The following is a 13,495-nucleotide window of genomic DNA, read 5'->3' on the forward strand; positions in this document are numbered from 1 at the left end:
TCGGAGGCCCGTTGCTCTCGTCATCCACGGGCGGAGCGGGAGCGAAGCGGACGCGTAGACCCGAGGATCCTGTGTGTTGGTTCTGGTGTATGGTTGAGGTGGGAAGGAGACCGAGTGGATCGTGGTCGTCCTTTCGGACAGGCCGTGGCATGGCCCGGTCCCTTCCCACCGGTGAACCATCAACCTGAACAGTTGCACGGGGCTGTTCGAAGCAGACCCCGCACCACAGGAAGAGGCGTGGACATGATAGCCCAGAACTATGTCGGCTGCGACATCTCCAAGCAGTGGCTCGACTTTTTTGATGAGACAAGCGGCCGTCTTCGGCGCATCGACAACCAGGCCGATGCGATCGCCGCCTATGTGGCAGGCCTTGATCCCAGTCGGGACTTCGTCGTCATGGAGGCGACAGGTGTCCATGACCGGCTGCTGCGCCATGCGCTGGCCAAGGCCGGCGTGCCGTTCTCGCGGCACAACCCGGCGCACACCCACCACTATTCGAAGTCGACGCGCCGGCGCGCCAAGACCGATCCTCTCGATGCCAGGATGCTGAGCGACTATGGCCGTCGCTATAACCCTGAGGCCGAGCCGGCGCCGAGCGAAGAAGTCGAGCGGCTTCAATCGCTTGCCGGCCACCGCGATCATTTGGTCGAGATGCGGGCAGCGCTGAAGAAGCACCTCGCCGAGGCTTTCGAGGAGGCCGTCATTGCCGATCTGGAAGAGACGATCGCCTTCCTCGACACGCGTATCAAGGCGTTCGAGAGCCAGATTGCCGAAGTCATTCGTCAAAACCAGGACACCGCTCGCGACCATGCGCTGATGGTCTCCGTGCCCGGTGTCTCCAATGTCGGCGCGCTCTCTTTGCTGGCGCTCCTGCCCGAGCTCGGCCAGCGCTCACCCAAGGCGATCGCCGCGCTCGCCGGCCTTGCCCCGTTCGACAACAAGAGCGGCAAGCTCAGCCGCAGGAGCCAGATCCAGGGCGGGCGATCACGCGTGCGTCGCGCCCTCTATATGGCTGCCCTCACCGCCATCAGAACCTGTGAGCGCTTCAAGACCTTCTATACCGCACTTGCTGCCCGCTCAGGGTCCAAGAAACTCGCCATCATCGCCGTCGCAAGGAAGCTCCTGGTCGTCCTCAACGCCATCATGCGCGACAAAACCGCATTCGCGTGAACACAGTTGCCATGCCGTTACGGCAAGGCGTTCCAACGGTTGCAGAATTCCGCACCGTTGCACTCTGCGGCAAGGGTCACGGCATGGATACTCGGGTCAGGCCCGAGTATGACGACGTCACGTAGGGATTCGGCCAATCTCCAAGGGTGGCGCCAGAAGCTCAACCCACCGCCACCCTCAGCCACGGGGCCTTTTCGCCGAGCGTCCAAACCAGCCCGGCATGCGCCGCGCGGTTCACCCTCCGCACAGGGAGGTAGAGCGCCTCACGAAGAAAGGCAGGATGCCCAGTCCCTACTGCACCGAGCCGACCAGCACGGCCTGGCCGTCGCGGATCGAGACCCAGCGTCCGGTGTTGTCGATCGCCTGGCGCTTGAGGAAGCGGTAGCCGGTCGCGTCCCAGGCTCTGACCTTGTCGGTCAGATTGTCGAGCACGTAGTCGCCCTTGTCGGTGCGCACCGTCAGCACCGAATGGCCTTCGCCATCAGGCTTGCGCACGACGGTGATCAGGAGGTCGGCGAGCGACATGCCCATGCGATAAAGCTGGCGGCGCTTTTCCAGCACATAGTCCTCGCAATCGCCATAGCCGTCATCCGGATAGGCCCAGACTTCATCCTTGCCGTAGTGATCGAGATCGCTCAACGGCTTGACGGCGGCGTTGACCTTGGCGCTGACGCTGACCAGCTTGCGCCACAGGACGTCCGTCATCCTGGCCGGCTCGAGATCGGCCGGATGGATGTTGCATTCGTTCGGACGCGCCTTGCAGAAATCATAGTGCCCGATCGGCTGCGAGGTCAGGCCGCCTGTGGTCATTGCGCCCGCCGCCCAGGCGGGTACCGCCCAGTGAGCCGAAATCGCCAGCCCTGCGACTGAACACAAACGCAGAATCCGCGTCATCGCTGAGGAAGTCATTGCCCCCGCCGCCCTGTTCTTTATTAACGAAACGTTAAAGGCGATTTACAGTCCGTGTCAATTAGAGACCGCGGCCAGTTTGACGGCATGGTTACCTGGACGATCCCGTAGCGGCACTTTCGCAACAGAGACACCGTCGCAACACCAGCGGCCGCCGTCTGGCGGCGGAACGGAAGTTCGCTCTGGCGCGGTCCGCGGCGTTCAGCCTTTCGCGGAACGGACCAGTTTGGGCCTCGTCGCCACACGCTGCTGGCGGCCATAGCTGGAAATGAAGTCGGCGATGCGCGGCACGATCTCGGAGCGGAAGCGCGAGCCGTTGAAGACGCCGTAATGGCCGACGGCCGGCTGCACGTAATGGACATGCTTGTCGGCGGGAATGTTGACGCACAGATCATGCGCGGCCTGGGTCTGGCCGAGCCCGGAAATGTCGTCGTTCTCGCCCTCGATGGTGAGCAGCGCGACGTTGCGGATCGCTGCGCAGTCGACCGTCTCGCCGCGATGCGTCATCTCGCCCTTCGGTAAAGCGTGGCGCACGAACACGGTGTCGACCGTCTGCAGGTAGAATTCCGCCGTCAGGTCCATCACCGCCAGATATTCGTCATAGAAGTCGCGGTGCTTTTCGGCGCTGTCCCCGTCATGCTTCACAAGGTGCATGAAGAAGTCCTTGTGGGCGATGATGTGGCGGTCGAGATTCATGCTCATGAAGCCGGAGAGCTGCAGGAAGCCCGGATAGACCACGCGCCCGAAGCCCGGCACCGGCCAGGGCGCCTGCATGATGACATTGTCGCGGAACCAGTCGATGCCCTTTTCCTTGGCCAGGAGATTGACCGCGGTGGGGTTGCGGCGCGTGTCGACCGGCCCGCCCATCAGCGTCATGGTGGAGGGCACGAAGGGATCGCCGCGCCTGTCCATCAGCGCCACCGCCGCCAGCACCGGCACCGAAGGCTGGCAGACGGCCATGACATGGGTGTCGGGGCCGAGCGCATGGAACATCTCGATGACGTAGTCGATATAGTCGTCGAGATCGAAGCTGCCTTGCGCCACCGGCACCATGCGGGCGTCGACCCAGTCGGTGATGTGGACGTCGGCGTGCGGAAGCATCGCCTCGACCGTGCCGCGCAGCAGCGTCGCGTAGTGGCCCGACATCGGTGCCACGATCAAAAGCTTCGGGTCAGGCTTGCGCCCCGCGGGCAGCGCGCGCTCGAAGCGCACCAGATTGCAGAACGGCTTCGACCAGACCGTCTTTTCGGTGACGTCGACGCTCTTCCAGTCGACCACGGTCTTGTCCAGGCCGAATTGCGGCTTGCCGTAGCGGCGGGTGGTGCGCTCGAACAACTCGGCGGTCGCCGCGACCGAGCGGCCTAAGGGGGTGTGGGAGATCGGGTTGAGCGGGTTGGAGTAGAAGAGACGCACCGCGTCGGCATACAAGCGCGCGGGCTGCAGCGCCGCATGGTTCATTTCGTAGAGCTGGTAGAACATCGAGAACCCCGTTGCCGTCCGTCGACCAAAGGACGACGAACAGCGCCGAGCCTTGAATGTCTCCCGGCGAGGTTAACAAGATATTGTTGCGATGCAATACGTCATTTTGTCTGACGAATGCTTCTTTGGTTCAACCTGTTGGAAATCAGGCTTGAGCGGGCGAGCCGGCTCACTGTGCGGTGCCGAAATGTGAAGGATATGTGTCCGGCCTCTCTTACCGGAGACCGGCCATGATCGCCGGACCGCAGCGGTCGCCTTGGATCATGGTCCGATAATGGAGAGATCAGACGCGCGCCATGCAGACGGCGGTGTGGCCCGAACCGATGAAGCCCAGCTGTCCGGCTGCGCCGCGGGACAGATCCAGCACGCGACCCTTCACGAACGGACCGCGATCGTTGATGCGCACGACGACGCTGCGGCCGTTGTTCTTGTTGATGACCCTGAGCTTGGTGCCGAAAGGCAGCGTGCGGTGGGCGGCGGTCAGTGCCGAGGGGTTCATGCGTTCCCCTGAGGCGGTTCTGGAATGCAGCGCATACCAGGAAGCGCGGCCGCATTGCGCGGCGGCGGAGGAGGCGGACGAGGCGCCAGCCATCAGGCCAGCCGCGATCGTTACCGCGACAAGCGCGGTCTGGTTGGTTCTCTTCATGCTTTGGGGGTGGCTCCGTTGATCGAATAGCCTCGCCTAAGTGCCGAATGAGGCGGGAAATGCGGCAGCCTTCTGGCGGTTCCATGGCGAAGGCACACGTTTGGAGTCGCCGCGAAACAGTTTGTCATGAGATTCTTGGAGCCCGAGAGGCGTATTCTTGATGAATATCGGACCACTCTCCGGGACGTTCCGGACAAGATCGGTCCTCAAGATTGGAAGTACAGAGGAGCCGGACTATTCCGATTCCTCCGAGTCTTTTGTTGCGTCCCTGTCACCGCTCGAAATCGACTTCCGGAGAGGATCCAGCCGATGCGATTGATCAGGTCTGTGCTGGCGCTGATTGTGCTGGGCGTGGGCGCGCTATGGTCGCTGCAGGGGCTCGGCCTGGTCGGCGGCAGCTTCATGACCGGCCAGACACGATGGCTCTATATCGGCCTCGTCACCATGCTGGCCGGCATCGTCGGACTGCGCTGGGCGAGCCAGTCGCGCGTTTGATCTTACGATATGATTTCGTGATTTGGGACCACGGCCGGCGCCGCGCTCAAGCCCGGTTGAACAGGTGATCCAGGATGGTGCCCTCGATATGGGCAAGCTCCGCCGAACCGTGCCGGCGGGGCCGGGCCACAGGCACGTCGAGGTCGAGGGCGATCCTGCCGGCGCCGATCACCACGACGCGGTCGGCGAGCGCGACGGCTTCGCCGACGTCGTGCGTCACCAGCACGGCGGTGAACTTCTGGTCGAGCCAAATCCGTTCCAGAAGCTGCTGCATCTCGATGCGGGTCAGCGCGTCCAGCGCGCCGAGCGGCTCGTCCAGCGCCAGGATCTGCGGCTGGCCGACCAGGGCGCGGGCAAGCGCGACGCGCTGCTTTTGACCGCCCGACAGCACCGAGGGCCATTCGTCGGCGCGGTCGGCGAGCCCGACCTCCTCCAGCATGGCAAGCGCCCGCTGCCTGGCTTCGGTGCCGCCGGCGATGCCGGTCAGCCCGATCTCGACATTCTTCACCACGCTCGCCCAGGGCAGCAGCCGCGGCTCCTGGAACATGAAGCGCGTGCGGCTGTGACCCTCCTCGGCGGCGCCAAAGGTCAGCGAGCCGCTGCTCGGGCGGTCGAGGCCGGCCAGCAGCCGAAGCAGCGTGCTCTTGCCGCAGCCGCTTTTGCCGATGATGGCCAGGAACTGCCCGCCCCGCACGTCGAGGCTGATGCCGTCGAGCACGATCTTGTCGCCGAAGCGTTTCCCCACCTCCTTGAAGGCGAAGGCCCGGCGGCCCTCGACCGAGCCGATCGTCCGGGCTTGCGCCGGCGTGGCGACGAGGGAGCGTGCTGCGGTGAGGGTGGCGGCTGGCATCTTGTTCTCACCCTTTCTGGAAGGCCGGATGCCAGCCGAGCGACAGGCGCTCGAGCAGGCGGGCCAGGCTGTCGGCGAGCTTGCCGAGCAGCGCGTAGATCAGGATCGACAGCACCACGACGTCGATCAGCAGGAACTCGCGCGCCTGCATGGCCATGTAGCCGAGTCCGGAACTGGCCGAGATCGTTTCGGCGACGATCAGGGTCAGCCACATGATGCCCAGCGCATAGCGCAGGCCGACAAAGATCGAAGGCAAAGCGCCAGGCAGGATCACCCGGAAGAACAAGGCGCGCCGGTCGAGCCCGTAGACCCGGCCCATCTCGACCAGTTGCGGATCGACGCTCTGGATGCCGAGCAGCGTGTTGACATAGATCGGGAAGAAGACGCCGAGCGCCACCAGGAACAGCTTGGCCTCTTCGTCGATGCCGAACCACAGGATAACCAGCGGGATCAGCGCCAGATGCGGGATGTTGCGGATCATCTGCAGCGTCGTGTCGGTCAGGCCGCGGCTCAGCGCCGACAATCCGTTGGCGAGGCCGAGCGCGAAGCCGATCGAGCCGCCTATGGCGAAGCCGGACAGCGCCCGCAGGGTGGAGACGCCGATGTTGCGGATCAGCTCGCCTGACAATGTCAGCCGCCAGAAGGCCCCGGCCACCGCGCTCGGCGCCGGCAGCACATTGGCCGGGATCAGGCCCGCGCGCGCCGCGGCTTCCCAGCCGGCGATGATTGCCGCCGGCAGCAGCCAGCCGGCCACGCCGTTGCGGGCAAGGCGCGTGGCCAGGCTCATGACGCCGCCTGCAGGCGGTTGGCGCCGTGGAAGCCGACCGAGAATTCGTTGGCGATATCCTTGTGCGCCCGTGGCCGCTGCGTGCCCAGGCCGAGCCTCGGGAACAACAGCTCGGCGACGCGATAGGCCTCCTCGAGATGCGGGTAGCCGGAGCCGATGATGGTGTCGATGCCGATCGCCTGGTATTCGCCGATGCGCTCGGCGATCTGCTCCGGCGTGCCGACCAGCGCGGTGCCGGCGCCGCCGCGCACCAGGCCGACGCCGGCCCAAAGGTTCGGCGACACGACAAGCCGGTCGCGCCGGCCGCCATGCAGTTCGGCCATGCGCCGCTGCCCGACCGAATCCATCTCCTTGAGGAAACGCGCCTGCGCATTCTCTATCTGCGCGTCGGTGACGTGGCTGATCAGCCGCTCGGCGGCGCGCCAGGCCTCGTCCTCGGTCTCGCGCACGATGAAATGCAGCCTGATGCCGAAACGCAGCTTGCGGCCGCGCCGCGCCGCTTTTTCACGCGCCGAAGCGATCTTTGCGGCAACCTGCGCCGGCGGCTCGCCCCAGGTGAGATACATGTCGACGAGGTCGGCCGCGAGCTCCTGTCCGGCCTCGGACGAGCCGCCGAAATAGAGCGGCGGCCGCTCCTGCAGCGGCAAGAGGTCGAGGCGGCCGTTCTCGACGCGGTAGTGTTTGCCTTCGAAATTCACCCGCTCGCCCGAGACCAGTCCGCGCCAGATGGTGAGGAATTCCTGCGCCTGCGCATAGCGCTCGTCATGCGGCAGAAACACGCCGTCGCCGGCAAGCTCGGTCGGGTTGCCGCCGACCACGACATTGAGCAGCAGGCGGCCGTTGCTCAGCCGGTCGAGCGCCGCGGTCTGGCGTGCCGCGAAGGTCGGCAGCGTCACGCCGGGTCTCAGCGCGACCAGGAACTTCAGCCTTTCCGTCAGCGTCGCGAGCCCGGTGGCGGTGATCCAGGAATCCTCGCAATTCTGCCCGGTGGGCAAAAGCACGCCGGGGAAGCCCAGCCGGTCGACCGCCTGCGCGATCTCCTTGAAGTAGCCGAATTCAGGCGGCCGCTGCTGCTTCTCGGTGCCGAGATAGGAGCCGTCGCCATGCGTCGGGATGAACCAGAAGAAATCGAGCGGGCTGGCTGAAGCGGTCATGGCTGAACCCTGAGAGAAGACAGGAGAAACTACGGCGGCGCCGGGCGTTCGCCGCCCGGCGCCGTGAAAGAGATCAGTTGCCCGGCGCGGTCCAGACGGCGTCGGAGATCCGCACCGCTTTCGGGATCAGCCCGAGCTTGAAGAAGCGGTCGGCCGTCGCCTGCTGGCCGGCGACGATCTCGGCGGTGATCGGATAGATGCCGAACTTGGTGCGTTTGGCGGCGATCGTCTGCGCGTCGAGCGGCACGCCGGTCACCTCATGCAGCGCCTCGGCCACCTTGTCGCGGTTCTGGTCCGCCCATTTCGCCGCGTCGCCGAGCGCGGCGATCGTCGTCGAGACGAAATCCGGATGCGCCTTCGCGAAATCCTTGTTGGCGAGGAAATAGGTGTTGACCTGGAGCACGTCGATGGAGCGGGCAAGCACCCGCGGCTGGTAGCGCGTTTCAGCGATGGCGAAGAACGGATCCCACACCGCCCATGCATCGATCTGGTCGCTGGCGAAGGCGGCCGCCGCATCGGCGGGGCTGAGGTAGACGGGCGTGACCTGGTCGAAGGGGATGCCGGCTTTCTCCAGGGCGGCAACGACCAGATTGTGCGCGCTGGTGCCCTTGCCGACGCCGATGCGCTTGCCCTTGAGATCGGCCAGCGACTGGATCGGCGAGGCCGGCTTGACGAAGATCGCCTCGCCCTCGCCATTGGAGGGCAGCGCCGCCGCATAGACGATGTTGGCTCCGGCCGACTGGCCGAAGATCGGCGGCGCGTCGCCAGTCCAGCCGACATCGATGGCGCCGACATTCAAGGCTTCCACCAGCGGCGGGCCGGCGGTGAACTCGACCCACTTCACCGTCACGCCCTTGTCGGCCAGCGCCTTTTCGATGATCTGCTGCTGCCTGGCGATCACCGGCAGGCCGGTCTTCTGGTAGCCGATGTTGAACGCCTTGAGGTCCTGCGCGGCGGCGGGGGATGTCGTCCCAAAGGATGCGGCAAAGGCCGCCGCTGTAAGCAGGCCGACGCCGAATGCGCGTCTCGTCAGATTGAACATGACCCTCTCCTTCGTTGGTCCCGAACTGCCGGGCGATTGGAATAAGGTCAGGCTAGGTAAATCTATAAAGCTAGTAGAGAAACGATCTTGCGAGTTCGGCGGATTTCATGGAATTATTTTCTGCGCGTAACCCTGGGTGTCGTCATCCTAGTTGAGACCGCACAGGGATTTTGATCGGTCGGCCCTGTTTGCGTTGGCGGGCGGCATGCGTTGGAGATTGGCCGGAACGCCCTTCCTGATCGTCATTCTAGGGCGGAGCAGGAGCGAAGCTCCGTCGCGAAGACCCTAGAATCCGTGCCGTTACCTTCGCCACGGCGTGCAACGGAGCAGAATTCTGCTCCGCTGCGCTCTTCGACTGAGGTTACGGCATGGCAACTGTGTTCACGCGAATGCGGTTTTGTCGCGCATGATGGCGTTGAGGACGACCAGGAGCTTCCTTGCGACGGCGATGATGGCGAGTTTCTTGGACCCTGAGCGGGCAGCAAGTGCGGTATAGAAGGTCTTGAAGCGCTCACAGGTTCTGATGGCGGTGAGGGCAGCCATATAGAGGGCGCGGCGCACGCGTGATCGCCCGCCCTGGATCTGGCTCCTGCGGCTGAGCTTGCCGCTCTTGTTGTCGAACGGGGCAAGGCCGGCGAGCGCGGCGATCGCCTTGGGTGAGCGCTGGCCGAGCTCGGGCAGGAGCGCCAGCAAAGAGAGCGCGCCGACATTGGAGACACCGGGCACGGAGACCATCAGCGCATGGTCGCGAGCGGTGTCCTGGTTTTGACGAATGACTTCGGCAATCTGGCTCTCGAACGCCTTGATACGCGTGTCGAGGAAGGCGATCGTCTCTTCCAGATCGGCAATGACGGCCTCCTCGAAAGCCTCGGCGAGGTGCTTCTTCAGCGCTGCCCGCATCTCGACCAAATGATCGCGGTGGCCGGCAAGCGATTGAAGCCGCTCGACTTCTTCGCTCGGCGCCGGCTCGGCCTCAGGGTTATAGCGACGGCCATAGTCGCTCAGCATCCTGGCATCGAGAGGATCGGTCTTGGCGCGCCGGCGCGTCGACTTCGAATAGTGGTGGGTGTGCGCCGGGTTGTGCCGCGAGAACGGCACGCCGGCCTTGGCCAGCGCATGGCGCAGCAGCCGGTCATGGACACCTGTCGCCTCCATGACGACGAAGTCCCGACTGGGATCAAGGCCTGCCACATAGGCGGCGATCGCATCGGCCTGGTTGTCGATGCGCCGAAGACGGCCGCTTGTCTCATCAAAAAAGTCGAGCCACTGCTTGGAGATGTCGCAGCCGACATAGTTCTGGGCTATCATGTCCACGCCTCTTCCTGTGGTGCGGGGTCTGCTTCGAACAGCCCCGTGCAACTGTTCAGGTTGATGGTTCACCGGTGGGAAGGGACCGGGCCATGCCACGGCCTGTCCGAAAGGACGACCACGATCCACTCGGTCTCCTTCCCACCTCAACCATACACCAGAACCAACACACAGGATTCCAGGGTCTGCGCGCGTCGCTTCGCTCCTTGCTCCGCCATAGAATGACGAGGTTGGGAGGGCGGCTTCAACCAATCGACGCGGCGCAGACATTAGGATGACGAAGTCGCCAGCGCTGGCGTCCCCCACTTCCCGATCATTGCGACCAGTACTGCCAGACCCAGTAGAAGCTCTCGTCGCGCGGCGGCAGGCGATCGCGGTCGCCGGCAAGCAGCACCGGCGTCGGCGAATTCGGTTCGTCTGCCTGCTGTTTGTCGCTCGGCGGCAGACGCAACAGCCATGTGCCGACATGCGCAAACAGCACTGCGGTGGAATGGGTTATCGTCCTTCTCCTTCGCTTGAGCTCATTCCCGTCCCGCCCAGGGCACCAGCACCCGCTCGATCCGGCGGATGACGAATTCGAGCGCAAAAGCGATGATCGCGATCACCAGTATGCCCATCACCACCACGTCGGTGACCAGGAATTGCGCCGCCGACTGGATCATGAAGCCGAGCCCCCGCGTCGCCGCGACCAGCTCGGCTGCGACCAGCGTCGACCAACCGGCGCCGAGCGCGATGCGCAGGCCGGTGAGGATCGAAGGCAGGGCGCTGGGCAGGATCACGTGGCGGATGACCTGGGCGCGCGTGGCGCCGAGCGACCGCGCCGCGTCGACACGCTCGCGCGAAACGCCGCGCACGCCGGCGGCGGTCGACAGCGCCACCGGCGCCAGCATGGCGATGGCGATCACCAGGATCTTCGACGGCTCGCCGATGCCGAACCAGATGATGATCAGCGGCAGATAGGCGAGCGGCGGAATCGGACGCAGGAATTCGAGCAGCGGGTCGAACACGCCGCGCCCGATCCGGCTGATACCGATGGCGAGGCCGACCGGCACGCCGACGAGGATGGCCGCGATCAGCGCCGCAAACACACGCCAGAGCGACGCGAGGATGTGCTGGAGCAATGTGGCATCGACGAAACCGTCGCGGACAACGATGACGAACTTTGCCCAGACCGCGCCGGGCGAGGGCAGGAAAACCGGCGACACCAGCTGCAGCGAGGACGCCGCCGTCCAGGCAGCGAGCAGCACGAGGATGGTGATCGCGCTGACCAGCCTGGCTGAAATTACCGCCCGTCTTGGCCGCGGCCGCGACCATGGCACGGAAAGCCCGTCGGTCTCGCCGGCCTTCGCGGCGGGCCTTTCGCTGTAAGTGCTCACGCTCATGCCGCCTCTCCTTCGAAGATCGAGTCGGTCAGATCCGCGCGGGCCGCGGCGAAGCCGGCATCGGCCTTGATCGCGCGGATCGGCTCGCCGGCGGCGTAGCGGCGGCCGAAATTCGTTTCGAAAGTCCGCACCACGTGCCCTGGACCGGGCGCCAACACGACGATGCGGGTCGCCAGCACCAGCGCCTCCTCGATGCCGTGCGTCACCATCAGCACGCCGACTTGGGCCGCTGCCCACAGGTCGAGCAGCGTCGTCTGCATGCGCTCACGCGTCAGCGCGTCGAGCGCGCCGAGCGGTTCGTCGAGCAGAAGGAATTCGGGTTCTGCGGCCAAGGCTCGGGCAAGGCCGACGCGCTGGCGCATGCCGCCGGAAAGCTCCCAGATCCGCTTGTCGCCGGCGTCGGCGAGCTTGACCAGCGACAGCAATTCGTCGGCGCGGCGTGCTCTGCTATCGGCCGGGACGCCGCGCAGCCTAAGCGCGAAGGCCACATTTTCCCGCGCCGTCAGCCAGGGGAACAGCGCATCGTTCTGGAACACCACGGCGCGATCGGATCCGGGCCTGGTGATTGGCTTGCCGCCCACCGTGGCCAGGCCGCCCGCGGGCTCGACCAGGCCGGCGGCGACGTTGAGCAGCGAGGTCTTGCCGCAGCCGGAACGGCCGACCAGCACGACGAAATCGCCCTTCGCAATGTCGAGCGAAACCCGCTCGACCGCCGGCACCAGTTGGCCGTCATAATGGACGCTGATCTTGTCGAGGGTGAGATGCGTCATGCGGGCCTCTGCTGGATCAGGTGTTGGATCCTGGGGCCTGCCCCGAAGCCGCGCCTCGTAAGCGACTCCGGGACAGGCAAGCGCAAGGCCAGGGAAGGAGGCCGCGCTTCCGAACAATCCCCCGGAAAGGCGGTCATCCTTCCGGGAATTGTGTGGACAGGGCTCAGTTCGAGGCGAGCGCCTCGCTGGCATATTTCGCCGTCACATATTTCGAATAGTCGGGCAGCACGGCATCGACCTTGCCCTGCTCCTTGAGGAAGGCGGACGTCGCCGCGACGGCCTTGACGGTCGCGCCGCCGAGGAACTTGTCCGAAGCCTGCTCTTCGAGCGACGGGAAGACATAGCCCTTGAGCAGCTCCGGCACCTCTTCCAGCTTGGCGCCGGTGAGCTTGGCGATCTTGCCGGCTTCCGGCGAGGACACCGACCAGGCCTCCGGCTTGGCGAGGAACTGGGCATAGGCTTCGCCGGTCACCTTGACAAAGTCGCGCACGGCTTCGGGGTGCTTTTCGGCAAAATCGGTGCGCACGATCCAGGCGTCGAAGGTCGGCGCGCCCCAGGCGGCCACTTGCGAAGAGTCCAGCACTACCTTGCCGGTCGTCTTCACCTGGCCGAGCGCCGGGTCCCAGACATAGGCCGCGTCGATATCGCCGCGCGCGAAGGCGGCGGCGATCTCCGGCGGCCTCAGATTGAGGATCTGCACCGACTTCGGATCGACATTCTCATGCTTCAGCGCCGCGAGCAGGCTGTAATGCGTGGTCGAGACGAACGGCACGGCGACCTTCTTGCCGGCCAGATCCGCGACCTTCTCGATGCCGGAGCCGTTGCGGGCGACCAGCGCCTCCGACGGACCGATCAGCCCGACGACGAAGATGGTCTGGATCGGTAGCTCGCGGCTGGCTGCCGCGGCCAGCGGGCTCGAGCCGACATAGCCGATATCGACCGAGCCGGAGGCGATCGCGGCGATGACGTCGGCGCCGGAATCGAACTTGCGCCAGTCGATCGCCGCCTTGGTCGCCTTTTCATAGGCGCCGTCCGCCTGCGGCACTTTCGAAGGCTCGACCACCGTCTGGTAGCCGATGGTGATCTTGAGATCCTCGGCGCTGGCAGGGCCGAGCAGGGCGGCGCCGGCAAGAGCGGCGGCCGACGAAAGCAACAGAATGCGTCGTGAAAGGATTGACATTGAAAGGCTCCATAAACCCCTGAAAACTGGATTGCCCTTCTATCGTCCGTTAATTCTATCAGGTTTGTAGAGTTAAATCCTTCCAACGAAGGGCGCTTTGTTGGAAAAGTGTCGCCGGGTAACGGCGGAACGGGCGCAAAAGGACGGTCGCGGGGTTGGTGCGGGTGGACGCGGCCGCCAGCCGCGCTCTTCGGTGCCCTGGGTGGTTGGCAAAGCCGTCCTTCCAGTCGTCATTCTAGGGCGGAGCAAGGAGCGAAGCGACGCGCGCAGACCCTAGAATCCTGTGTGTTGGTTCTGGTGTATGGTTGAGGTGGGAAGGAGAC

General features: G+C 65.0%; 14 protein-coding genes. 2 read left to right on the forward strand and 12 right to left on the reverse strand.

Annotated features, from left to right (window positions below; genetic code table 11):
- Positions 1-243: 243 nt before the first annotated feature.
- On the forward strand, positions 244-1,170 hold the full coding sequence (locus EJ068_RS15060) for an IS110 family transposase (RefSeq protein WP_129554534.1): 927 nt from the start codon (positions 244-246) through the stop codon (positions 1,168-1,170).
- 291 nt (positions 1,171-1,461) lie between these two features.
- On the opposite strand, the gene EJ068_RS15065 is transcribed toward EJ068_RS15060, so the two are convergent.
- The 3 genes from EJ068_RS15065 to EJ068_RS15075 all read right to left on the reverse strand — a co-directional run bounded on the left by EJ068_RS15065 (position 1,462) and on the right by EJ068_RS15075 (position 4,204).
- A complete protein-coding gene (locus EJ068_RS15065) occupies positions 1,462-2,079 on the reverse strand; it encodes a transglutaminase-like cysteine peptidase (RefSeq protein ID WP_127253758.1) in 618 nt (205 codons plus the stop codon).
- Between the two features lie 201 nt (positions 2,080-2,280).
- On the reverse strand, positions 2,281-3,558 hold the full coding sequence (locus EJ068_RS15070) for a polyhydroxyalkanoate depolymerase (protein ID WP_126080339.1): 1,278 nt from the start codon (positions 3,556-3,558) through the stop codon (positions 2,281-2,283).
- A gap of 283 nt (positions 3,559-3,841) precedes the next feature.
- Positions 3,842-4,204 (reverse strand): septal ring lytic transglycosylase RlpA family protein, encoded by a 363-nt coding sequence (locus tag EJ068_RS15075; RefSeq protein ID WP_127253759.1) that lies wholly within the window; start codon positions 4,202-4,204, stop codon positions 3,842-3,844.
- A gap of 309 nt (positions 4,205-4,513) precedes the next feature.
- On the opposite strand from EJ068_RS15075, the gene EJ068_RS15080 reads away from it, so the two are divergent.
- Positions 4,514-4,699 carry a hypothetical protein gene (locus tag EJ068_RS15080; protein WP_127253760.1) on the forward strand — a complete coding sequence of 62 codons (186 nt, stop codon included), beginning with the start codon at positions 4,514-4,516 and terminating at the stop codon, positions 4,697-4,699.
- A 46-nt stretch (positions 4,700-4,745) separates the two neighbouring features.
- Here EJ068_RS15080 and EJ068_RS15085 read toward each other — a convergent pair whose 3' ends face one another.
- The 9 genes from EJ068_RS15085 to tauA all read right to left on the reverse strand — a co-directional run bounded on the left by EJ068_RS15085 (position 4,746) and on the right by tauA (position 13,172).
- The gene (locus tag EJ068_RS15085) at positions 4,746-5,549 is read right to left on the reverse strand and encodes an ATP-binding cassette domain-containing protein (RefSeq protein WP_127386466.1); all 804 of its coding nucleotides are present in this window, start codon (positions 5,547-5,549) and stop codon (positions 4,746-4,748) included.
- A gap of 7 nt (positions 5,550-5,556) precedes the next feature.
- Positions 5,557-6,336: an ABC transporter permease subunit gene (locus EJ068_RS15090; RefSeq protein ID WP_127253809.1), complete on the reverse strand. Its 780-nt coding sequence runs from the start codon at positions 6,334-6,336 to the stop codon at positions 5,557-5,559.
- Positions 6,333-7,490 (reverse strand): FMNH2-dependent alkanesulfonate monooxygenase, encoded by a 1,158-nt coding sequence (ssuD, locus tag EJ068_RS15095; protein WP_127253810.1) that lies wholly within the window; start codon positions 7,488-7,490, stop codon positions 6,333-6,335. Before ssuD ends, EJ068_RS15090 begins: the two co-directional genes overlap by 4 nt.
- A 73-nt stretch (positions 7,491-7,563) precedes the next feature.
- A complete protein-coding gene (locus EJ068_RS15100; protein WP_127253811.1) occupies positions 7,564-8,532 on the reverse strand; it encodes a sulfonate ABC transporter substrate-binding protein in 969 nt (322 codons plus the stop codon).
- A 381-nt stretch (positions 8,533-8,913) separates the two neighbouring features.
- Positions 8,914-9,840 (reverse strand): IS110 family transposase, encoded by a 927-nt coding sequence (locus tag EJ068_RS15105; protein ID WP_129554534.1) that lies wholly within the window; start codon positions 9,838-9,840, stop codon positions 8,914-8,916.
- Positions 9,841-10,153: 313 nt separating this feature from the next.
- A complete protein-coding gene (locus tag EJ068_RS15110) occupies positions 10,154-10,321 on the reverse strand; it encodes a hypothetical protein (protein ID WP_245463427.1) in 168 nt (55 codons plus the stop codon).
- Between the two features lie 40 nt (positions 10,322-10,361).
- Entirely contained in the window at positions 10,362-11,222 is an 861-nt protein-coding gene (locus EJ068_RS15115) for an ABC transporter permease subunit (protein ID WP_127253798.1), read from the reverse strand.
- Complete coding sequence (locus EJ068_RS15120; protein WP_127253799.1) at positions 11,219-11,992, reverse strand: taurine ABC transporter ATP-binding protein; 774 nt, start codon at positions 11,990-11,992, stop codon at positions 11,219-11,221. Before EJ068_RS15120 ends, EJ068_RS15115 begins: the two co-directional genes overlap by 4 nt.
- Positions 11,993-12,155: 163 nt before the next feature.
- Positions 12,156-13,172 carry a taurine ABC transporter substrate-binding protein gene (tauA, locus tag EJ068_RS15125; RefSeq protein WP_127253800.1) on the reverse strand — a complete coding sequence of 339 codons (1,017 nt, stop codon included), beginning with the start codon at positions 13,170-13,172 and terminating at the stop codon, positions 12,156-12,158.
- Positions 13,173-13,495 lie beyond the last annotated feature (323 nt).

Origin of the sequence: Mesorhizobium sp. M2A.F.Ca.ET.043.02.1.1, assembly GCF_003952405.1 — a bacterium.
In the GTDB taxonomy this organism is placed as follows: domain Bacteria; phylum Pseudomonadota; class Alphaproteobacteria; order Rhizobiales; family Rhizobiaceae; genus Mesorhizobium.

Excerpts from the sequence above, each read along its gene's own strand:
- EJ068_RS15060 (WP_129554534.1), top strand. The coding sequence starts at position 244 with ATGATAGCCCAGAACTATGTCGGCTGCGACATCTCCAAGCAGTGGCTC.
- EJ068_RS15120 (WP_127253799.1), bottom strand. The coding sequence starts at position 11,992 with ATGACGCATCTCACCCTCGACAAGATCAGCGTCCATTATGACGGCCAA.
- EJ068_RS15100 (WP_127253811.1), bottom strand. The coding sequence starts at position 8,532 with ATGTTCAATCTGACGAGACGCGCATTCGGCGTCGGCCTGCTTACAGCG.
- EJ068_RS15080 (WP_127253760.1), top strand. The coding sequence starts at position 4,514 with ATGCGATTGATCAGGTCTGTGCTGGCGCTGATTGTGCTGGGCGTGGGC.
- EJ068_RS15085 (WP_127386466.1), bottom strand. The coding sequence starts at position 5,549 with ATGCCAGCCGCCACCCTCACCGCAGCACGCTCCCTCGTCGCCACGCCG.
- EJ068_RS15065 (WP_127253758.1), bottom strand. The coding sequence starts at position 2,079 with ATGACTTCCTCAGCGATGACGCGGATTCTGCGTTTGTGTTCAGTCGCA.
- EJ068_RS15070 (WP_126080339.1), bottom strand. The coding sequence starts at position 3,558 with ATGTTCTACCAGCTCTACGAAATGAACCATGCGGCGCTGCAGCCCGCG.
- tauA (WP_127253800.1), bottom strand. The coding sequence starts at position 13,172 with ATGTCAATCCTTTCACGACGCATTCTGTTGCTTTCGTCGGCCGCCGCT.
- ssuD (WP_127253810.1), bottom strand. The coding sequence starts at position 7,490 with ATGACCGCTTCAGCCAGCCCGCTCGATTTCTTCTGGTTCATCCCGACG.
- EJ068_RS15105 (WP_129554534.1), bottom strand. The coding sequence starts at position 9,840 with ATGATAGCCCAGAACTATGTCGGCTGCGACATCTCCAAGCAGTGGCTC.
- EJ068_RS15115 (WP_127253798.1), bottom strand. The coding sequence starts at position 11,222 with ATGAGCGTGAGCACTTACAGCGAAAGGCCCGCCGCGAAGGCCGGCGAG.
- EJ068_RS15075 (WP_127253759.1), bottom strand. The coding sequence starts at position 4,204 with ATGAAGAGAACCAACCAGACCGCGCTTGTCGCGGTAACGATCGCGGCT.
- EJ068_RS15090 (WP_127253809.1), bottom strand. The coding sequence starts at position 6,336 with ATGAGCCTGGCCACGCGCCTTGCCCGCAACGGCGTGGCCGGCTGGCTG.